Here is a 19,174-nt window from a genome sequence, read left to right on the forward strand (position 1 = left end):
GTGACAGACTTCCCCTGGCCGGCCACCGCGGCCACCGGCGTCGGATCGATGCCGGGTACCGACGCCGCCGAGGCGGCGGCCGTCGTCCTCGGTGAGCTGCCCGAGTTCCCGCACCTGCCGGAGCTGCCCGCCCGCGGCGTCGGCGCCGACCTGCTGGGCCGCACCGCCGCGCTGCTGGTCGACCTCGCCGTCGAGGTGGTACCCAGCGGCTACCGGGTGGCGGCCCGTCCCGGCCACGACCACCGGCGTGGCGTCGACCTGCTGCGCTGGGACCTCGACGCCCTGCAGGAAGCCGCCGACCGCGCCGGCTCCGCACCGGCGGTGGTCAAGACCCAGATCGCCGGACCGTGGACACTGGCCGCCGGCATCGAACTCCCCCGCGGGCACCGGATCCTCACCGACTCCGGCGCGACCCGCGACTTCGGCGAGTCGCTGCTGGAGGGGCTGCGCGGGCACGTCGCGGAGCTGACCGCCCGCACCGGCGCGCCGGTGGTCGTCCAGCTCGACGAGCCGACCCTGCCGGCCGTGCTGGCCGGATCACTGTCCACACCGTCGGGTTACGGCACGGTGGCGCCGGTGCACGAGCCGGAGGCCCGCGAGCTGCTGTCCCGGATCATCACCGGCGCCCGGGAGATCACCGGCAACCCGGTCGTCGTGCACTGCTGCGCCACCCGCCCGCCCGTCGCACTGCTGCGCGAGGCGGGGGCCGGGGCACTGTCCATCGACGCCACCCGGCTCGACGGCGCCCCGGCGGCGCTGCTGGACGAGCTGGGCGAGGCGTGGGACTCCGGCGTCGCGCTGCTGCTCGGCCTCGTCCCCGCGACGGACGCCCGCGTGACGCTGCGGGACCTCGCCGGTCCGGCGCTGCGGCTGACCGGCCGGCTCGGCTTCAACCGGTCGACGCTCGCGCAGCGGGCCGTTCCCACCCCGGCCTGCGGCCTGGCGGGTGCCTCGGCGGACTGGGTACGCCGCGCGCTCGCGCTGACCCGCGACCTGGGCAGGGCGTTCGCCGAGCTTCCGGAAGACTGGTAGGCATGGGCATCTTCCGCAGGCGCAAGCGCGCAGACACCCCACCGGACCCGCGGACCGAGTGGCCCGAGCAGCCGGTCCCCGAGGACCCGGTCGCCGCGGCCGAGGCGTTCTGGCGGCGCTGGGCGGAGCTGCTGCCCGAGGTCAGCGCCGCGCTCGGGGACCGCGAGCCGCAGCGCGTCGAGCATGAGCTGTGCAAGGCCGTCGCGCTGGTGCACCCGGACCTGCAGTTCTCCCTCGACCGCGGGCAGCGGGCCATCTACGCGCTCGTGCTGACCGCGCAGGAGGACCCTGCCCTGCGGCCGTACACCGACGCCTGGAAGGCCGCGGCTCCGCCGGAGGACGCCATCTGGGAGTACCACGACTCGGTACCCCCGGTCCCCGATCCCACCGACGTGACGGTCAACCTGGGCGCACACCGCATCGCGCTGGCCGACGTGCGGGTGGTGGCGCAGGTCGACGAACCGGAGGGCGTCGTCGACGTCGCCGTCTACCATCCGCTGCTGTCCGAGCTGGACGAGCGGGGCCGCACCGCGATGACCTTCCTGCCACTGGACGCGACGCTCGGTGAGCGGCTGGCGGCGGAGCGGCTGCGCCGGGTGGAGACCGCCGAGGCCGAGCCCGCCGAGACGGTCGGGTTGCTCCAACTGCGTGACCTGGTCCGCTCGTTGGCTGAGCGTCAGCCGTCCGAGGACGACTAACATCGCCTGCTGTGACCAGCAGCGAAGAACTTCCGGTTGATCCAGCCGCGGCGCAGGACGTCGCCGACGTGCCACCCGCCGTCCGGGAGCGGCACGCGGCGCTGGCCGAGGAGATCCGCGGCCACCAGTTCCGCTACTACGTGCTGGACTCGCCGACGATCTCCGACGGCGAGTTCGACGCGTTGCTGCGCAAGCTGGAGGAGCTGGAACAGCACCACCCCGGGCTGGCCACACCGGACTCGCCGACGCAGAACGTCGGCGGCACGTTCTCCACCGAGTTCACCGCGCACGACCACCTCGAACGCATGTACAGCCTGGACAACGCGTTCGACCCGGACGAGCTGGCCGCGTGGCTGGACCGGGTGGAGAAGGAGGTCGGCGCCACCGAGTACCTGTGTGAGCTGAAGATCGACGGCCTCGCCGTCAACCTGCTCTACGAGGGCGGCAGGCTCACCCGCGCGCTGACCCGCGGCGACGGGCGCACCGGCGAGGACGTCACGCTGAACGTCCGCACGCTCGACCAGGTGCCCGACCGGCTGACCGGCACCGACGACTACCCCGTGCCCGAGCTGGTCGAGGTACGTGGCGAGGTGTACTTCCGGGTCGAGGACTTCACCGAGCTCAACGCCAAGATGGTCGAGGCGGGCAAACCGCCCTACGCCAACCCGCGCAACACCGCGGCAGGCTCGCTGCGGCAGAAGGACCCGAAGATCACCAAGAGCCGCAGGCTGCGGCTGATCTGCCACGGCCTTGGCAAGCGGGTGGGCTTCGAACCGGCCAGGCAGTCGGAGTCCTACGAGGCGCTGGCCGCGTGGGGACTGCCGGTGTCGCCACACAGCAAGGTCGTGCGCTCGGTCGCGGAGCTGACCGAGATGGTCGACTACTGGGGCGAGCACCGGCACGACGCCGAGCACGAGATCGACGGCGTCGTGATCAAGGTCGACGACGTGGTGCTGCAGCGCAGGCTCGGTTCCACGTCGCGGGCGCCGCGCTGGGCCATCGCGTTCAAGTACCCGCCGGAGGAGGCCACCACCACGTTGCTGGACATCCAGGTCAACGTCGGCCGCACCGGCCGGGTGACCCCGTTCGCCGTGATGGAACCGGTGAAGGTGGCCGGATCGACGGTGGCGATGGCGACGCTGCACAACCGCGAGGAGGTCAAGCGCAAGGGCGTCCTCATCGGCGACCGGGTGGTCATCCGCAAGGCGGGCGACGTGATCCCGGAGGTGCTGGGGCCCGTCGTCGACGTGCGGACCGGCGACGAGCGCGAGTTCGTCATGCCGACGCACTGTCCGGAGTGCGGCACGGAGCTGGCGTACCAGAAGGAGGGCGACGTCGACATCCGGTGCCCGAACTCCAGGTCCTGCCCGGCGCAGCTGCGGGAGCGGCTGTTCCACCTGGCAGGCCGGGGCGCTTTCGACATCGAGGGACTCGGCTACGAGGCGGCCGCCGCGTTGCTGGAGTCCGGTGTGGTCACCGACGAGGGTGACATCTTCGACCTGGACGAGGAGAAGCTGGCCGGGGTCGAGCTGTTCCGCACCAAGGCGGGGGAGCTGTCGGCCAACGGTCGCAAGCTCGCGGCCAACCTCCAGGTCGCCAAGGACCGTCCACTGTGGAAGGTGATTGTCGGGCTGTCGATCCGGCACGTCGGCCCGACCGCGGCGCAGGCGCTGGCCCGCGAGTTCGAGTCGATGGAGCGGATCGACCAGGCCGAGGAGGAGACGCTCGCCGGGGCCGACGGCGTTGGGCCGACGATCGCCAGGGCGGTGCGGGAGTGGTTCGCCGTCGACTGGCACCGCGAGGTCGTCGACAAGTGGCGGCGTGCCGGTGTGCGGATGGCCGAGGAACGCGACGAATCCGTCCCGCGCAACCTCGAAGGCCTGTCCATTGTGGTCACCGGATCGCTGCAGCGGTACTCCAGGGACGAGGCCAAGGAGTACATCATGGCCCGCGGCGGCAAGGCGGCGGGCTCGGTGTCGAAGAAGACCGCGTTCGTCGTGGTCGGCGACTCGCCGGGGTCGAAGTACGACAAGGCCGTCCAGCTCAAGGTTCCGGTGCTCGACGAGGACGGTTTCGCGGTGCTGCTGGAGCGGGGGCCGGAGGCGGCCGCCGAGGTCGCGTTGGAGACAGACGATGAGTGACGTGACGGTGCGCAAGGCGCTGCCGGAGGAGATCGCCGAGGTCGGCCGCATCACCGAGGCCGCCTACCAGGCCGACGGGCTGCTCGACGACGACCCGACCTACGCCGCGCACCTGGCCGACGCCGCCCCGCGGGCCGCCGAGGCCGACCTGCTGGTCGCCGTCGACGGCGACGGCCGGGTGCTCGGGTCGGTCACCGTCATGTGGCGGGGCGGCCGGTTCACCGAGATCGCGCGGGAGGGTGAACTGGAGTTCCGGATGCTGTCCGTCGCGCCGGAGGCCCGCGGCCGCGGCGTCGGGGAGACGCTGGCGAGGGCGGTGCTCGCGCACGCCAGGCAGGAGGGCTACGAGCGGGTGGTGATGTCCAGCCGGGTGGAGATGACCACGGCGCACCGGCTCTACCAGCGGCTCGGCTTCCGCAGGCTGCCCGAGCGCGACTGGCAGCCCAAGCCCGGCATCCAGCTGCTGGCGTTCGAACTGGACCTCTGACCGGGTGGACCTGGCACTGGCCGGCCAGGCGGTCGGCATGTTCGCCGTGACCAACGTCGACGACATCGTGCTGCTGGCCCTGTACTTCGGCCGGAGCGCGGGCCGTCGATGCGCGATCGTGGCGGGTCAGTACCTGGGGTTCGCCGGGATCCTGGCCATCTCGGTCGCCGGGGCGCTCGGCGCCAGGTTGCTGCCGGACGAGGTGCTCCCGTACCTGGGAGCGCTGCCGCTCCTGCTCGGAATTCTCGCCGCGTGGCGGGCGTGGCGCGACCGCGGCGCCGACGACGAGCCCGCTGCCGCCGACGGCCCGGCGCTGCTCACCGTCGCGGCCGTGACGTTCGCCAACGGTGGCGACAACATCGGGGTCTACGTGCCGGTGTTCGCCAACGCCGGAACCGGCGGGATGCTCGTGTACACCGGGGTCTTCCTGGTGCTCGTGGGAGTCTGGTGCGCACTCGGCCGGTTCCTGGCCACCCGGCGGCCGATCGCCAGTGCGCTGACCCGCTGGGGGCACGTCGCGTTGCCGGTCGTACTGATCGCCATCGGCGTCCTGATCCTGGCCGGGGGATTCTGAGCACCGGGTCCGAAAGCCGCCAGCCACGGCGGGCGCGCCCGCCGAGGCTGGTGCCATGCACAAGTTCCGCTTCGGAGTCGTCGGCGAGTCGGTGCGCGATGCCGCCGGCCTGCTGGACACCGCCCGGCGCGCCGAGCGCCTCGGCTACGACACGTTCCTGCTGCGCGACCACTTCGTCACTGAGCCGTTCGGCGACCAGCTCTCCCCGCTGGTGGCGCTGACCGCGGCCGCGGCCGCCACGGACTCGATCAGGCTGGGCACGCTGGTGCTGGCCAACGACTACCGCCACCCGGTACTGCTGGCCAAGGAGGCCGCGACACTGGATCACCTGTCCGGCGGCCGGTTCGAGCTGGGCATCGGCGCCGGCTGGCTGCGGGCCGAGTACGAGGCGGCTGGGCTGTCGTTCGACCCGGCGGGCGAGCGGGTCGGGCGGCTGGAGGAGGCGCTGACGCTGCTCGACGGCCTGCTGTCCGGCCGCACGGTCGACCAGGTGGGGGAGCACTACGCCGTGCGGGGTCTTGCGACGTTCCCCGTCCCGGCGCGCAGGCCGCCGCTGCTGGTCGGCGCCGGTGGGCCACGCATGCTGCGGATGGCCGGGCGGCTGGCCGACACCGTCGGCATCCTCCCGATCGCCACCCCGCAGGGTGGCATTTCCGAGGCGCTGTCCGAGCGGTCGGCGGAGGCGATGGCCCGCAAGACCGGGTGGGTGCGGGAGTCCGGCAGGGACGTCGAACTCAGCCAGATGATCACCGTCGACGTCGGCCCGTCACACCGGGAGCTGGCCGAGCGGGTGGCCCGCTCCCGCGGCTGGGACGCGGACCTGGTGCTGGACATGCCGTCGAAGTTCCTCGGCACCCACGAGCGCATCGCCGACCAGCTGCGGGAGCGCCGCGAGCGCTTCGGCCTGAGCTACCACGTCGTGTCCGACCGCGACCTCGACGCGTTCGCCCCCGTGGTCGCCGAACTCTCCGGCACCTGACCCGCCCCCAATGTGGCATTGGGGAACTTGAAGTACCCCAATGCCACATTGGGGTACTTCAACGCAACGAGAGCCGCATTGGCGACGGCTGGTTACGAGTCCAGCACCACCGCGACGATGCCGGCCAGGTGGGCCAGGCGGGCCACCTCGGCGGCGCGGAACATCGGGCCGCCGGGGCGGCCGGCCAGCAGCGCGCGGTCCGGCTTGCCCAGCGGCGTCGCGGCCAGCTCGGTGCCCAGCTCCTGCCACGTCTCCGGCACCCAGTCGTCCTCGCCGTCCAGCACCGTCGCCCGCTCGATCGGCAGCCACGGCAGGTGCTCGATCGGCACCTCCGGCGCGGCCCCGGACGAGGCCAGCCGCCGGACCGAGTCGCCGTCGTGCTGGACGACGATCGACCAGCCGGACCGGATGATCTTCGGCACACCCTCGGCCAGCATCTCCAGCCCCTGCTTCGGGGCCGCGGCGATCTCCTCGACCAGCTCCAGCTCGCGGTGCGTGTCGAGCACACCCGCGTACGGCCGCACGGCGTCGACCACGACGCCCTCGACGCTCTCCGCGGCGGTGATCAGCGCGTCCGGGAGGCTGCCGGACGGCAGCTCGACCACGAGGTCGTCGACGGCGACCCCACCGCCCCGCTCCACGACGTCGACGCTGAGGATGTCGGCGCCGACGGTGCCCAGCGCCGTGGCGACGGCACCGAGCGTGCCGGGGCTGTCCGGGAGTTGAACCCGGATCAGGAAGGACACCGCCCTGTCCCCTCTCGGTTTGGCGCGGAGCCTCGCCGTCCACGCGGGTGCCGGGCAGCGATTGTGACAGACGACCGTCGCGAAGTGGATCCGCCGTCCGCGTGCCGAGACCCCGGCCATAGACTTGTGACCTCGACAAGCACCCCGACCAGCAACAGTGCCGGAGAAAACCGCGTGCCCAACATATCCCGCGACGAGGTCGCACACCTTGCCAAGCTGGCCAGGCTCGCCGTCACAGACGAGGAGCTGGACGTCTTCGCCGGCCAGCTCGACCAGATCCTGGACGCGGTGGCCAAGGTGGGCGAGGTCGCCGGTCAGGACATCCCGCCGACCTCGCACGCCGTGCCGCTGACCAACGTGTTCCGGGCGGACGAGGTCCGGCCGTCGCTGTCCCAGCAGCAGGCGCTCTCCGGCGCGCCAGCCGCTGAGGAAGGGCGCTTCCGCGTGCCGCGCATCCTGGGGGAGGAGTGACGTGACCGAGCTCATCAAGCTGACCGCGGCCGAGCTGGCCGAGAAGATCCACAGCCGCGAGGTGTCCGCCGAGGAGGTCACCCGCGCCCACCTGGACCGCATCGCCCAGGTCGACGACTTCGTGCACGCGTTCCTGCACGTCAACGCCGACGGCGCGGTGGAGGCGGCGCGCGCGGTCGACGCCCGGCTGGCCGCCGGCGACGCGCCCGTGTCGCCCCTGGCCGGCGTCCCGCTGGCGCTCAAGGACGTCATGACCACCGTGGACATGCCCACCACCTGCGGTTCCCGCACGCTGGAGGGCTGGCGGCCGCCGTACGACGCGACAGTGACCCGCCGTCTGCGCGAGGCGGGCGTGCCGATCCTCGGCAAGACCAACATGGACGAGTTCGCCATGGGTTCGTCCACCGAGAACTCCGCGTTCGGGCCCAGCCACAACCCGTGGGACCACGCCCGCATCCCGGGCGGCTCCGGCGGTGGCTCGTCGGCCTCGGTTGCCGCGTTCGAGGCGCCGCTGGCCATCGGCACCGACACCGGCGGCTCAATCCGCCAGCCGGGCGCCGTGACCGGCACGGTCGGCGTGAAGCCGACCTACGGCGGCGTGTCGCGCTACGGCCTGGTGGCGTTCTCGTCCTCGCTGGACCAGGCCGGTCCGTGCACCCGCACCGTGCTCGACGCCGCGCTGCTGCACGAGGTCATCGCCGGGCATGACCCGATGGACTCCACGTCGATCGACGCGCCCGTCCCGCCGGTGGTCGCCGCCGCGCGGCAGGGCCTGACCGGCGACCTGACCGGCGTGAAGGTCGGTGTGGTCAAGGAGTTCGGCGGCGACGGTTACCAGCCGGGCGTGCTGCGCTCGTTCGAGGCCGCGGTGGAGCAGTTGCGTGCCCTCGGCGCCGAGGTCGTCGAGGTGTCCTGCCCGCACTTCACCTACGCCCTGCCGGCGTACTACCTGATCGCGCCGAGCGAGTGCTCGTCGAACCTGGCTCGGTTCGACGCCATGCGGTACGGCCTGCGGGTGGGCGACGACGGCGGCCACAGCGCAGAGGAGGTCATGTCGCTGACCCGCGAGGCCGGTTTCGGCGCCGAGGTCAAGCGGCGGATCATGCTCGGCACCTACGCCCTGTCGTCGGGTTACTACGACGCCTACTACGGCTCGGCGCAGAAGGTCCGCACGCTCATCACCAGGGACTTCGAGGCCGCGTTCGAGCGGGTCGACGTCCTGGTGTCGCCGACGACGCCGACCACGGCGTTCAAGATCGGCGAGCGGGTGGACGACCCGATGGCCATGTACCTGGCCGACCTGTGCACCATCCCGTCCAACCTGGCCGGCAACGCCGCCATGAGTGTCCCGAGTGGACTGTCTGATGAGGACGGCCTGCCGGTCGGCCTGCAGATCATGGCTCCCGCGCTGGCCGACGACCGGCTGTACCGGGTCGGCGCCGCCTACGAAGCCGCGCGCGATGCGGCCGCGGGTGGTTCCCTGGTACACAAGGTTCCCGAGCTGGAGGTGACGAAGTGAGCAAGGTGAAGCAGGTCCGCGGTCTGATCGGCGTCGCGAGCGCGGTGGGTGGCGCGGTCAGCGCCGCCAGTGCCGTGCGCGCCGCGAAGGGCAAGAACGACAAGCTGCTGCTCGCCAACGCCATCGCCAGCGCGGCCGCCGCGCTGACCGGCGTGCTGCTGGCGGTCCGCCGGTTCCGGAAGGACGAGAAGTGACCCGTACCGCTGACCTGATGGACTACGCCGAGGTCGTCGAGCGCTACGACCCGGTGCTGGGCCTCGAGGTCCACGTGGAGCTGTCCACGAACACCAAGATGTTCTGCGGCTGCGAGAACCGCTTCGGCGGCGAGCCGAACACCCACGTGTGCCCGACCTGCCTCGGCCTGCCCGGCGCGCTGCCGGTCGTCAACGGCAAGGCGGTGGAGTCGGCCATCCGGATCGGGCTGGCGCTGAACTGCGAGATCGCGTCCTGGTGCCGCTTCGCGCGGAAGAACTACTTCTACCCGGACATGCCGAAGAACTTCCAGACCTCGCAGTACGACGAGCCGATCGCGTTCAACGGCTTCCTCGACCTGACGCTGGACGACGGCGAGGTCGTGCGCGTCGAGATCGAGCGGGCGCACATGGAGGAGGACACCGGCAAGTCGCTGCACGTCGGCGGCGCGACCGGGCGTATCCACGGCGCGGAGCACTCGCTGCTGGACTACAACCGCGCCGGTGTTCCGCTGATCGAGATCGTGACCAAGCCGATCACCGGCACCGGTGCGCGGGCGCCTGAGGTCGCCAGGGCCTACGTGACCGCGCTGCGGGATCTGCTGCGTGCGCTGGACGTCTCCGACGTGCGGATGGACCAGGGCTCGCTGCGCTGCGACGCGAACGTCTCGCTGATGCCCAAGGGCACCACGGAGTTCGGCACGCGGACCGAGACGAAGAACGTCAACTCGCTGCGCAGCGTCGAGCGGGCCGTCCGGTACGAGATGACCCGCCAGGCGGCCCTGCTCGCCGACGGCCGGTCGATCACCCAGGAGACCCGGCACTTCCAGGAGGCCGACGGCACCACGTCGCCCGGCCGGACCAAGGAGACCGCCGAGGACTACCGGTACTTCCCCGAGCCCGACCTGGTGCCGATCGCGCCGTCGCGGGAGTGGGTCGACGAGCTGCGCGGCACGATGCCGGAAATGCCGTGGGAGCGCCGCAAGCGCATCCAGGCCGAGTGGCAGCTGTCCGACGCCGAGCTGCGTGACCTGGTCAACGCGGGTGCGGTCGAGGTCATCGCCGCCACCGTCGATGCGGGCGCGCCGTCGGCCGAGGCTCGTGGCTGGTGGGTGTCGTACCTGACGCAGCAGGCGAACAAGCAGGGCGTCGAGCTGGCGGAGCTGCCCATCACCCCGGCGCAGGTGGCCAGGGTGATCGCGCTGGTCGCCGAGGGTTCGCTGACCAACAAGCTGGCCCGTGAGGTCGTCGACGGCGTGCTGGCGGGTGAGGGCGAGCCGGACGAGGTCGTCGAGAAGCGCGGGCTGAAGGTCGTCTCCGACGACTCCGCGCTGTACGCGGCCGTCGACGAGGCACTGGCCGCGCAGCCGGACGTCGCGGAGAAGATCCGGGGCGGCAAGGTGCAGGCCGCCGGGGCGATCGTCGGCGCGGTGATGAAGGCGACCAAGGGCCAGGCCGACGCCAAGCGCGTCCGTGAGCTGGTCCTGGAGCGGGTCGGCTCCTGAAGGCGAAGCTCGGTGAGGTGACCTGGCGGCAGTGGCTCGCACTCGCCGCCGGGTTGCTCGCCGTGGTGTCGCTGTTCCTGCCGTGGACGGTGCTGTCGGCCGCCGATCCCGAGGTCGAGGCCGTGCTGCGGGAGATGCCGGAATCCGACGTCGTGCGCAGCGTCTGGCTGGCCGGGTTCTTCGGCTGGTCGCCGCCGTTCCTGTTGCTGGCCACCGGCGTCGCGGTGGTGCTCTACGGCCACCGCCGCGCGGCCCGGGTCAGCGGGTTGCCGCAGGTGTGGCTGGTGCTGGCGATCCTGTCGCTGGCGATGGCCGTGCTCGGCTGGCTGCTGATCGACACGCAGTTCGGTGCCGAGCAACGTGGCCTGCTGGCCGACGCCGGGGTCGGCATCGACGCCGCCGCCGGCCGCTACCTGTGCCTGGCCGCGGCAGTCGTCTCGCTGGTGGGCGCGGTGCTGGATTCCCGGCGGCGTCCCGGCAACGGCTGAAGCACGTGAAGGCCCCTTCATCACGTCTCACGTCAGGGCGCCGGCAAAGTCGGGTTGGCCGTGCCCCGAGGCGGTTGCTGAGGGCGCCTTGGTTGCGCAAGGTGCAAGTAAGGTGCCGTTGGTTGCGGCGGGCTCGGCCTGGTGTTGTCTCGTTCGTGGTGGCGGCTGGGGAGGGTGTGCCTGCCGGTGCCGGTGTGACAGGTGTGTCCTGTCTGCAGGGCTGGTCATGGTGGTGAAGGCCCCCTTCATCACGTCTGACGTGGTGAAGGGGGCCTTCACGTGCCTTGTGCGGGCCGGTGTCTCGCGATCTGGAACAGCCATGCCGGACAGTGGGACCAGGCGGCGGGAACGGACAACTCGCAGGTGCGGAACGGACAACTCGCGCGCACGAGCGTGGAGTTCATACCGTGAGACATGTCTCCCGCCCCGCGGACCCGCGAGTCCCACCTTCGTGCACGCGAGTTCCACGCTGCCGCACGCGAACTCCACCGTCCCGCACACCACCCGACTTTGCCGGGCCCCTGACGTCTCACGTAGTGAAGGTGGCCTTCACGAGCTTTGACGGGAACGTACGACTCGCGCCGCCCGGGTCAGTCCTTGCCGGGGCCGCCGCTGGCGCCCTGCGGGACGATCAGCACGGCCCGGTCGTCGCTGGACACCGGCTGCCCGCCGTCCTTGTTCACCGTGCCGCCGACGGCGAGCTGCGGCGTGATCATGTCGATGCCCGCGAGGCGGCCGAAGCCGCCGCCCTTGGCGTCCAGCGTCGCGCTCGGCTTTCCGCTCACCGCACCCTCCGGCGTCACCGGAAGGCTCTGCAGGTTCGCGGCGACCGACGCCGCCACGCTGACGACGTTGCCCCAGTCGACGCAGCCCGCGACACCGGGCCGGTCGGCCCACGTCCAGGCCGGCACGGCCAGCGGCCGGCCCGGGGTGACGCGGTAGAGCAGGTCCTTGTCCGGGGCACGGTCGGTCACCCAGATCCGGGAGCCGTCGGCGTTGGCGCACAGCCCGCCCGGCGAGCGCAGCCCGCTGGAGAGCACGGCGGATCCGGCGGTCGGGTTCCCGGCCGCGGGCTTGCCAGCCGCGTCGATGCGCAACACCTTGCCCGCCATCGAGTTCGGGTCGGCGGCCGCGCCGGGGTTGCCGCCGTCGCCGGTGGCGACCAGCAGTGCGCCCTTGCGGTCGGCGGCGATCGTGCCCGGGCCCTTCGGCAGGCCGGTCAGCACCGGCTTGGCCTCCTGGCCCTGCGCGAAGCGCACGACGCGGCTGTCCGTGGCGGTCGTCACGTAGGCGAAGACGAGCTGGTCCTCGGCGTAGGTCGGCGACAGCGCCAGCCCGAGCAGGCTCTCCACGCCGAGCGTGGCGAACTCGCGTTTCTCCGCCTTCGGCGCGACGTGCCAGACCTTGCCGCCCCGCTCACCGGCGAGCGCGGTCGGGTTGCCGTCGGCGCCGGGCAGCCCGGCCACGGCGGTCACCAGGTCCATGCAGGTGCCGATCACGGCGGGGTTGAAGTCCGTGCAGCCCTGCGGCGGCGGTACCGGGGTGGACCTGCTCGACGGCGGCGGGGACGCGGGCGGTCCGCCGGACTCCTGGTTGGGGTTGGGCCCGGCCTCGGGCGTGACCTCCGGTGCGGGCTGGAAGTCCTGGCCACTGGCGGAGTCGGGGAATTCCGCGCACGCTGACAGCAGCAGGCTCCCCGCGGCCAGGGCGGCCAGCAGGGCGGACGTCCGGGACCGCGTGCGCACGATGACGAGACTAGGCGCCCCGTCGTGAACCTCTGGTGAGCGGCCAACCATTAACGTGGTGATCATGACTGTGACCGTGCTGGTGCCCGACGACGACGGGATGGAGTTCCTCGGCGAGCTGCCCGGGATCCGTCCCGTGCGGTACGAGGCCGGCGCGCCGCTGCCTCCCGAGGCGGCGGAGGCCGAGGTGCTCATCCCGCGTTCCCACCGTGCCGCGGAGGAACTGTTCGCCCAGCTGCCCAACCTGAAGCTGGTCCAGCTGCTGTCCGCGGGCGCGGAGGACTGGGTCGACGACGTCCCGGCCGGCATGCTGCTGTCCACCTGCCGGGGCGCGCACGGCGGGAGTACCGCGGAGTGGGTGGTGGCCGTGCTCCTGTCCATCTACCGCGAGCTGGTCGGGTTCGCCGCCGACCAGCAGGCGGGCCTGTGGAACCGGCGGACCACCGACACGCTGCAGGACAAGCGTGTCCTCGTCGTCGGCGCCGGTGACCTCGGCGGGCACGTGAAGCGCAGGCTGGAGGCGTTCGAGGCCAGGGTCACCCTGGTCGGGCTGACCGCCCGCGAGGGTGTGCACGCCGTCGAGGAGCTGCCCGCGCTGCTGCCGGAGAGCGACGCCGTGGTGCTGGTCGTCCCGCTGACGTCACGCACCCGCGGCATGGTCGATCGCGACTTCCTGGCCGCCATGCCGGACAACGCCGTGCTGGTCAACGCCGCGCGCGGGCGGGTCGTCGACACCGATGCGCTGGTGGCCGAGCTGACGGCGGGCAGGCTGCGTGCGGCGCTGGACGTCACCGACCCCGAGCCCATTCCGCCGGAGCACCCGCTGTGGACGGCGCCGGGTCTGGTGCTGACGCCGCACGTCGCGGGGTCGGTGCGGGGAGTGCGCAGGCGGTCCTACGCCGTCGCGGCGACGCAGATCGAGCAGTACGCGGGCGGTGAGCTGCCGGACAACCTGGTCCACGGCGAATACTGAGCCGGGCGAGTGTGATCGGCGCGTTCGTCGTGCGTCGACCACGCGAATCCCCTACCCTGCGCGCGTGAGCACTCACGACGACGGCACCGAGCGTGGCAAGCCAGGGGGCAGCCTCTTCGAGGACACCGGCTACACCCCGACCGTCCAGACGAGCCTGATCTCCGACGTCGCCGACCCGGACTCCGACCGCGACACCAACCGCTGGCACGGCGGTCTCGACCTCGGCCTGCTGGTGCTGCGGCTGGGGCTGGGCTGCATCATCGGCGCCCACGGCCTGCAGAAGCTGTTCGGCGCGTTCGACGGCCCCGGCATCAACGGGTTCTCCGCCGCGCTGGGCCAGCTCGGGTTCACCAGCCAGACCACCCTGCTGTCCTGGATCACCGCACTGACCGAGTCGATCAGCGGCCTGCTGCTCGTGCTCGGCCTGTTCACGCCGTTCGGCGCCGCCGGCGTGCTCGGCGTGATGGGCAGCGTGGTCTACCTGAAGTTCAAGACCGGCTTCCTGATGACCATGACCGGCGGTGGGTTCGAGTACGAGCTGCTGCTCGGTCTCGTCGCGCTGGCGCTGCTGTTCACCGGCTCGGGCCGGATCGCGCTGGACGTCAACACGCCGTGGCGCCGCAAGCCGGTGCCGCTGGGCGTCTTCGGGCTCCTGCTCGCGGCTGCCGCGTCCGTGGTGATCCTGATCGTCTTCCGCTAGCGGCCCGGGTCGCGGACGGCGCCGGTGTCGGCCGAGGTCGCCAGGCGGGCGTAGGCACGCAGTGCCGCGGTGACCGGCCGCTGCCGCTCCGCCGGCTGCCACGGCCGCTCGCTGGCGTCCATCTTCGCCCGCCGCTCGGCCAGCACGTCCGCGTCGACCAGCAGCTCCAGCTTGCGCTGCGCGACGTCGATCAGCACCTGGTCGCCGTCCTGGACCAGCCCGATCTCCCCGCCGGCGGCGGCCTCGGGGGAGATGTGTCCGACCGAGATGCCCGACGACCCGCCGGAGAACCGCCCGTCGGTGATCAGCGCGCACTTCTTGCCCAGCCCCGCACCCTTGAGGAACGCCGTGGGGTGCAGCATCTCCTGCATCCCCGGCCCGCCGGCGGGACCCTCGTAACGCACCACGAGCACCTCGCCGGGCTGGATCTTCTTGCCCAGGATGACCGAGACGGCCTCCTCCTGGCTCTCCACCACCCGCGCCGGGCCCTGGAACCGCCACAGCGACTCGTCGATGCCCGCCGACTTGATCACCGCACCGTTCGGTGCCAGGTTGCCCCGCAGGATGGCCAGCCCGCCGTCGGCGGTGTAGGCGTGCGCGACGTCGCGGATGCAGCCGTCCTCGGCGTCGGTGTCCAGAGTGGACCACCGGTTGTCCGTCGAGAACGCCTCTGTGGTGCGAACGCCGCCCGGCGCCGCGTGGAACAGCTCGATCGCCGCGTCCGACGCCGCGCCGCCCCGGATGTCCCATGTGGACAACCACTCGTCGAGCGTGGGGCTGTGCACGGACGTCACGTCGGTGTTCAGCAGCCCGCCACGGCGCAGCTCGCCGAGGATCGCCGGGATGCCACCGGCCCGGTGGACGTCCTCCATGTGGTAGTCGGAGTTCGGCGACACCTTGGAAAGGCACGGCACGCGGCGGCCGATCGCGTCGATGTCGGCGATGGAGAAGTCGATCTCGCCCTCCTGCGCGGCGGCGAGGATGTGCAGGACGGTGTTCGTCGATCCGCCCATGGCCATGTCCAGCGCCATCGCGTTCTCGAACGCCTTCCTGCTCGCGATCGTGCGGGGCAGCGCGGTCTCGTCGTCCTCGCCGTACCAGCGACGGCACAGCTCGACCACCGTACGGCCCGCCTCGGCGAACAGTTCCCGCCGCGCGGCGTGCGTGGCCAGCGTCGAACCGTTGCCGGGCAGCGAGAGGCCGAGCGCCTCGGTGAGGCAGTTCATCGAGTTGGCGGTGAACATGCCCGAGCACGATCCGCAGGTCGGGCAGGCCGAACGCTCCACGGCGGCCAGTCCGTCCTCGTCGACCGCGTTGTTGGCCGACGCGGAGATCGTGGTGATCAGGTCCGACGACGGGTGCACCACGTCGCCGACGACGACGGCCTTGCCCGCCTCCATCGGCCCGCCGGAGACGAACACCGTCGGGATGTTCAGCCGCATGGCGGCGTTGAGCATGCCCGGGGTGATCTTGTCGCAGTTGGAGATGCACACCAGCGCGTCGGCCTGGTGCGCGTTGACCATGTACTCGACCGAGTCGGCGATGATCTCCCGCGACGGCAGCGAGTACAGCATCCCGGAGTGGCCCATGGCGATGCCGTCGTCGACCGCGATGGTGTGGAACTCCCTGGCGACGCCGCCCGCCTCGCGCACGGCCTCGGCCACGATGTCGCCGAGGTTCTTCAGGTGCACGTGGCCGGGGACGAACTGGGTGTAGGAGTTGGCGATGGCCACGATCGGCTTACCGAAGTCGCTGTCGGTCATGCCGGTGGCGCGCCACAGCGAGCGCGCGCCGGCGGCGTTGCGGCCGTGGGTGGTGGTGCGGGAACGGAGTTGGGGCACGGTCAGTCCTCTGTGTTCTGTTCGTCGGTGACCCCGCTGGGGTCGGCCAACCTGCCGCCGCTGACCAGGCTGAGCACCGGAAGGTGCCGCGTGCGCACGGCAGGCAGTGCGACGGTGGTGTCGTCGGTGAGCACCGCGTGAACGCCTGAACGCTCGGTCAGCGCCAGCCCCTTCATGTCCGACCACGGCAGTTCCCGCCTGCCGGACACGGTTCGCACGGTGATTCCCTCAGCGGTCGCGGTGGTCCGGGTGCGAACGATCCACACCGCGAGCCCGATCGGGATCAGGTAGAGCGCCTGCAGGCCGGGCACGCTCCACGCCACCGGGGAGACGCACAGGGCCAGAACGGCGACGGCGAGCAGTGCCGTTCCCGGTACGCGGAACACCGCCTTCGGCGGCTCACGATCGGGGGACTCCGGCGTTTCTGCTGCTTCTGCCACCCTCTGATGGTGCACCTCGCGCGCGCGGGCGCGTCACGCGGGGTCTCCCACCATTCGGACACACCGTCCCGCAGAGTTGACACCCCGACGGCGTAGCGGCTACCGTTCGCAACGTGACACCGCAGATTGGCATCGTACTTCCCAAGCGCGTCGACGCTTAGGAAGCTTTTCTGCGTCGACGCGCGACCCTCGTGCGACCTCTCGGTCGGCGGGGGTTTTTTGTTGCCCACCCGACCCCCGACGAGTGACAACCAACACCCCACGAGGCAGATCCGATGACAAGCGCCACCTCGCGTACGGACGCTAAACCCGGGCCGACACCCGGAAACACAGCACGGCCCAAGCCCGCTCCACCGGCGGGGACGCCGGTACGGGTCACCGGGGCGCAGTCCCTCGTGCGTTCCCTCGAATCGGTCGGCGTGGAAGTGGTCTTCGGTATCCCTGGCGGCACCATTCTTCCCGCCTACGACCCGCTGCTGGACTCGACGAAGGTCCGGCACGTCCTCGTCCGCCACGAGCAGGGGGCCGGCCACGCCGCCACCGGTTACGCCCAGGCCACCGGCAAGGTCGGCGTGTGCATGGCCACGTCCGGTCCCGGCGCCACCAACCTCGTCACCCCGCTGGCCGACGCCAACATGGACTCGGTGCCGGTGGTCGCCATCACCGGCCAGCAGAGCCGCGCCCTGATCGGCACCGACGCGTTCCAGGAAGCGGACATCTGCGGCATCACGATGCCGATCACCAAGCACAACTTCCTGGTGACCGACCCGGCGGACATCCCGCGGGTCATCGCCGAGGCGTTCCACCTCGCCGCCTCCGGCCGTCCCGGCCCGGTGCTCGTCGACATCCCGAAGGACGTCCTGCAGGAGACCACGTCGTTCGCCTGGCCGCCGGAGCTGCGGCTGCCCGGCTACCGCCCGACGCTGCGGCCGCACGGCAAGCAGGTGCGCGAGGCGGCGAAGCTGATCGCGCAGTCGCGGCGGCCGGTCCTCTACGTCGGCGGCGGCGTGATCAAGGCCAAGGCGTCCGAGCAGCTGCTGCGGCTGGCCGAGCTGACCGGCATCCCGGTGGTCACCACGCTGATGGCACGTGGCGCGTTCCCCGACTCGCACCGTCAGCACCTCGGCATGCCGGGCATGCACGGCTCGGTCGCCGCGGTCGCCGCCATGCAGCGGGCCGACCTGCTGCTGGCGCTGGGTGCCCGGTTCGACGACCGCGTCACCGGCCAGCTCGCGTCGTTCGCGCCGGACGCCAAGGTCGTCCACGCCGACATCGACCCGGCGGAGATCTCCAAGAACCGCAAGGCGGACGTGCCGATCGTCGGCGACTGCGCGGAGATCATCAACGAGCTGATCGACGCCGTGAAGGCCGAGATCGAGCAGTCCGGCGAGCCGGATCTGCGGGCGTGGTGGACCCAGGTCGACTCGTGGCGCGACACGTTCCCCGCCGGTTACGAGTGGCCGTCGGACGGCACCCTGTCGCCGCAGTACGTCATCGAGCGCATCGGCCAGCTGGTCGGGCCGGACGCGGTGTACACCGCCGGTGTCGGCCAGCACCAGATGTGGGCCGCCCAGTTCATCAAGTACGAGAAGCCGTGCACCTGGATCAACTCCGGCGGTCTCGGCACGATGGGCTTCGCGGTTCCGGCGGCGATGGGCGCGCAGTTCGGGCAGCCGGACAAGCAGGTGTGGGCCATCGACGGCGACGGCTGCTTCCAGATGACCAACCAGGAACTGGCCACCTGTGCCATCGAGGGCGCGCCGATCAAGGTCGCGGTGATCAACAACGGCAACCTCGGCATGGTCCGGCAGTGGCAGAACCTCTTCTACTCGGAGCGCTACTCCAACACCGACCTGGGCACCCACAAGCACCGCATCCCGGACTTCACGCTGCTGGCCGAGGCGCTGGGCTGCGCGGGGCTGCGGTGTGAGACGAAGGAGGAGGTCGATACGGTCATCCAGCGGGCCATGGCCATCAACGACCGTCCCGTGGTGATCGACTTCGTCGTGGGCAAGGACGCCCAGGTCTGGCCCATGGTGGCCGCCGGTACCGGCAACGACGAGATCATGGCCGCGCGGGGCATCCGCCCGCTGTTCGACGACGACGAGGTTTCCCGATGAGCAACCACACGCTGAGCGTTCTGGTGGAGAACGTTCCCGGTGTCCTCGCCCGCGTCTCCGGGCTGTTCTCCCGCCGCGGTTTCAACATCGAGTCCCTCGCCGTCGGACCCACGGAGAACCCCGAGGTGTCCAGGATGACGATCGTCGTGGCCGTCGACGAGCTACCGCTCGAACAGGTCACCAAACAGCTCAACAAGCTGGTCAACGTCATCAAGATCGTGGAGCTGGAGCCGGCCACCGCGGTGCGCAGGGAGCTGCTGCTGGTGAAGGTCCGCGCGGACGCGACGGTGCGCAGCCAGGTGCTGGAGACCGTGCAGCTGTTCCGCGCGAAGGTCGTCGACGTCTCCCCGGAGGCGCTGACCATCGAGGCGACCGGCACCAGCGACAAGATCGGCGCGCTGCTGCGCATGCTCGAGCCCTACGGTGTGCGCGAGCTCGTGCAGTCCGGCATGGTCGCCGTCGGCCGCGGTGCCCGTTCGATCACCGCTACATCGACCCGCTAGTTCAGTTCGAAAGGAAGCAGT

19 protein-coding genes are annotated in these 19,174 nt (G+C 71.5%); 15 read left to right on the top strand and 4 right to left on the bottom strand.

The window, feature by feature from the left end; all coding sequences use genetic code 11:
• The first annotated feature begins 48 nt into the window (after nucleotides 1-48).
• The 6 genes from EWH70_RS06245 to EWH70_RS06270 are packed head-to-tail and all read left to right on the top strand — an operon-like array spanning nucleotide 49 to nucleotide 5,911.
• Complete coding sequence (locus tag EWH70_RS06245) at nucleotides 49-1,032, top strand: uroporphyrinogen decarboxylase/cobalamine-independent methonine synthase family protein (RefSeq protein ID WP_420809041.1); 984 nt, start codon at nucleotides 49-51, stop codon at nucleotides 1,030-1,032.
• Nucleotides 1,033-1,034: 2 nt separating this feature from the next.
• On the top strand, nucleotides 1,035-1,730 hold the full coding sequence (locus EWH70_RS06250; protein WP_130474318.1) for a hypothetical protein: 696 nt from the start codon (nucleotides 1,035-1,037) through the stop codon (nucleotides 1,728-1,730).
• An 11-nt stretch (nucleotides 1,731-1,741) separates the two neighbouring features.
• Nucleotides 1,742-3,871 (top strand): NAD-dependent DNA ligase LigA, encoded by a 2,130-nt coding sequence (gene ligA, locus EWH70_RS06255; protein ID WP_130474319.1) that lies wholly within the window; start codon nucleotides 1,742-1,744, stop codon nucleotides 3,869-3,871.
• On the top strand, nucleotides 3,864-4,358 hold the full coding sequence (locus EWH70_RS06260; protein WP_130474320.1) for a GNAT family N-acetyltransferase: 495 nt from the start codon (nucleotides 3,864-3,866) through the stop codon (nucleotides 4,356-4,358). The genes ligA and EWH70_RS06260 overlap by 8 nt, the downstream gene beginning before the upstream one ends.
• Before the next feature lie 4 nt (nucleotides 4,359-4,362).
• Complete coding sequence (locus EWH70_RS06265) at nucleotides 4,363-4,932, top strand: cadmium resistance transporter (protein WP_130474321.1); 570 nt, start codon at nucleotides 4,363-4,365, stop codon at nucleotides 4,930-4,932.
• A 55-nt stretch (nucleotides 4,933-4,987) separates the two neighbouring features.
• Nucleotides 4,988-5,911 (top strand): TIGR03621 family F420-dependent LLM class oxidoreductase, encoded by a 924-nt coding sequence (locus tag EWH70_RS06270; RefSeq protein ID WP_130474322.1) that lies wholly within the window; start codon nucleotides 4,988-4,990, stop codon nucleotides 5,909-5,911.
• 92 nt (nucleotides 5,912-6,003) lie between these two features.
• Here the strand turns inward: EWH70_RS06270 and EWH70_RS06275 are convergent, their stop codons facing one another.
• Nucleotides 6,004-6,657, bottom strand: coding sequence for an ACT domain-containing protein (locus EWH70_RS06275; protein ID WP_130474323.1), 654 nt, complete (start codon nucleotides 6,655-6,657; stop codon nucleotides 6,004-6,006).
• A gap of 174 nt (nucleotides 6,658-6,831) precedes the next feature.
• Between EWH70_RS06275 and gatC the strand changes: the two genes are divergently transcribed.
• The 5 genes from gatC to EWH70_RS06300 are packed head-to-tail and all read left to right on the top strand — an operon-like array spanning nucleotide 6,832 to nucleotide 10,831.
• Nucleotides 6,832-7,128, top strand: coding sequence for an Asp-tRNA(Asn)/Glu-tRNA(Gln) amidotransferase subunit GatC (gene gatC / locus EWH70_RS06280; protein WP_130474324.1), 297 nt, complete (start codon nucleotides 6,832-6,834; stop codon nucleotides 7,126-7,128).
• 1 nt (nucleotide 7,129) lies between these two features.
• On the top strand, nucleotides 7,130-8,647 hold the full coding sequence (gatA, locus tag EWH70_RS06285; protein WP_130474325.1) for an Asp-tRNA(Asn)/Glu-tRNA(Gln) amidotransferase subunit GatA: 1,518 nt from the start codon (nucleotides 7,130-7,132) through the stop codon (nucleotides 8,645-8,647).
• Entirely contained in the window at nucleotides 8,644-8,841 is a 198-nt protein-coding gene (locus tag EWH70_RS06290; protein WP_240686832.1) for a hypothetical protein, read from the top strand. Before gatA ends, EWH70_RS06290 begins: the two co-directional genes overlap by 4 nt.
• Entirely contained in the window at nucleotides 8,838-10,343 is a 1,506-nt protein-coding gene (gene gatB, locus EWH70_RS06295; protein WP_130474326.1) for an Asp-tRNA(Asn)/Glu-tRNA(Gln) amidotransferase subunit GatB, read from the top strand. The genes EWH70_RS06290 and gatB overlap by 4 nt, the downstream gene beginning before the upstream one ends.
• Nucleotides 10,344-10,360: 17 nt before the next feature.
• A complete protein-coding gene (locus tag EWH70_RS06300) occupies nucleotides 10,361-10,831 on the top strand; it encodes a hypothetical protein (RefSeq protein WP_130474327.1) in 471 nt (156 codons plus the stop codon).
• 590 nt (nucleotides 10,832-11,421) lie between these two features.
• Here the strand turns inward: EWH70_RS06300 and EWH70_RS06305 are convergent.
• Nucleotides 11,422-12,576 carry a PQQ-dependent sugar dehydrogenase gene (locus EWH70_RS06305; protein WP_130474328.1) on the bottom strand — a complete coding sequence of 385 codons (1,155 nt, stop codon included), beginning with the start codon at nucleotides 12,574-12,576 and terminating at the stop codon, nucleotides 11,422-11,424.
• A 64-nt stretch (nucleotides 12,577-12,640) separates the two neighbouring features.
• On the opposite strand from EWH70_RS06305, the gene EWH70_RS06310 reads away from it, so the two are divergent.
• Both EWH70_RS06310 and EWH70_RS06315 read left to right on the top strand, forming a co-directional pair.
• On the top strand, nucleotides 12,641-13,549 hold the full coding sequence (locus EWH70_RS06310) for a 2-hydroxyacid dehydrogenase (RefSeq protein WP_165436174.1): 909 nt from the start codon (nucleotides 12,641-12,643) through the stop codon (nucleotides 13,547-13,549).
• A gap of 64 nt (nucleotides 13,550-13,613) precedes the next feature.
• Nucleotides 13,614-14,249: a DoxX family protein gene (locus EWH70_RS06315; RefSeq protein WP_420809036.1), complete on the top strand. Its 636-nt coding sequence runs from the start codon at nucleotides 13,614-13,616 to the stop codon at nucleotides 14,247-14,249.
• Here EWH70_RS06315 and ilvD read toward each other — a convergent pair.
• Nucleotides 14,246-16,090, bottom strand: a complete 1,845-nt coding sequence (gene ilvD, locus EWH70_RS06320) for a dihydroxy-acid dehydratase (RefSeq protein ID WP_130474330.1) — start codon at nucleotides 16,088-16,090, stop codon at nucleotides 14,246-14,248. The two genes, EWH70_RS06315 and ilvD, sit on opposite strands and share 4 nt — an antisense overlap.
• 2 nt (nucleotides 16,091-16,092) lie before the next feature.
• A complete protein-coding gene (locus tag EWH70_RS06325; protein WP_240686833.1) occupies nucleotides 16,093-16,530 on the bottom strand; it encodes a PH domain-containing protein in 438 nt (145 codons plus the stop codon).
• A gap of 275 nt (nucleotides 16,531-16,805) precedes the next feature.
• Between EWH70_RS06325 and EWH70_RS06330 the strand changes: the two genes are divergently transcribed.
• Both EWH70_RS06330 and ilvN read left to right on the top strand, forming a co-directional pair.
• The gene (locus EWH70_RS06330; RefSeq protein ID WP_130474332.1) at nucleotides 16,806-18,650 is read left to right on the top strand and encodes an acetolactate synthase large subunit; all 1,845 of its coding nucleotides are present in this window, start codon (nucleotides 16,806-16,808) and stop codon (nucleotides 18,648-18,650) included.
• Nucleotides 18,647-19,153: an acetolactate synthase small subunit gene (gene ilvN / locus EWH70_RS06335; RefSeq protein WP_130474333.1), complete on the top strand. Its 507-nt coding sequence runs from the start codon at nucleotides 18,647-18,649 to the stop codon at nucleotides 19,151-19,153. Before EWH70_RS06330 ends, ilvN begins: the two co-directional genes overlap by 4 nt.
• Nucleotides 19,154-19,174: the final 21 nt, after the last annotated feature.

The sequence above is a fragment of the Amycolatopsis suaedae genome, assembly GCF_004214935.1.
Classification (GTDB): domain Bacteria; phylum Actinomycetota; class Actinomycetes; order Mycobacteriales; family Pseudonocardiaceae; genus Amycolatopsis; species Amycolatopsis suaedae.

Bases quoted from the DNA above. Each gene is read 5' to 3' on its own strand.
- EWH70_RS06330 (WP_130474332.1), top strand. From the start codon at position 16,806: ATGACAAGCGCCACCTCGCGTACGGACGCTAAACCCGGGCCGACACCC.
- EWH70_RS06270 (WP_130474322.1), top strand. From the start codon at position 4,988: ATGCACAAGTTCCGCTTCGGAGTCGTCGGCGAGTCGGTGCGCGATGCC.
- EWH70_RS06260 (WP_130474320.1), top strand. From the start codon at position 3,864: ATGAGTGACGTGACGGTGCGCAAGGCGCTGCCGGAGGAGATCGCCGAG.
- EWH70_RS06250 (WP_130474318.1), top strand. From the start codon at position 1,035: ATGGGCATCTTCCGCAGGCGCAAGCGCGCAGACACCCCACCGGACCCG.
- EWH70_RS06245 (WP_420809041.1), top strand. From the start codon at position 49: ATGCCGGGTACCGACGCCGCCGAGGCGGCGGCCGTCGTCCTCGGTGAG.
- EWH70_RS06310 (WP_165436174.1), top strand. From the start codon at position 12,641: ATGACTGTGACCGTGCTGGTGCCCGACGACGACGGGATGGAGTTCCTC.
- ilvN (WP_130474333.1), top strand. From the start codon at position 18,647: ATGAGCAACCACACGCTGAGCGTTCTGGTGGAGAACGTTCCCGGTGTC.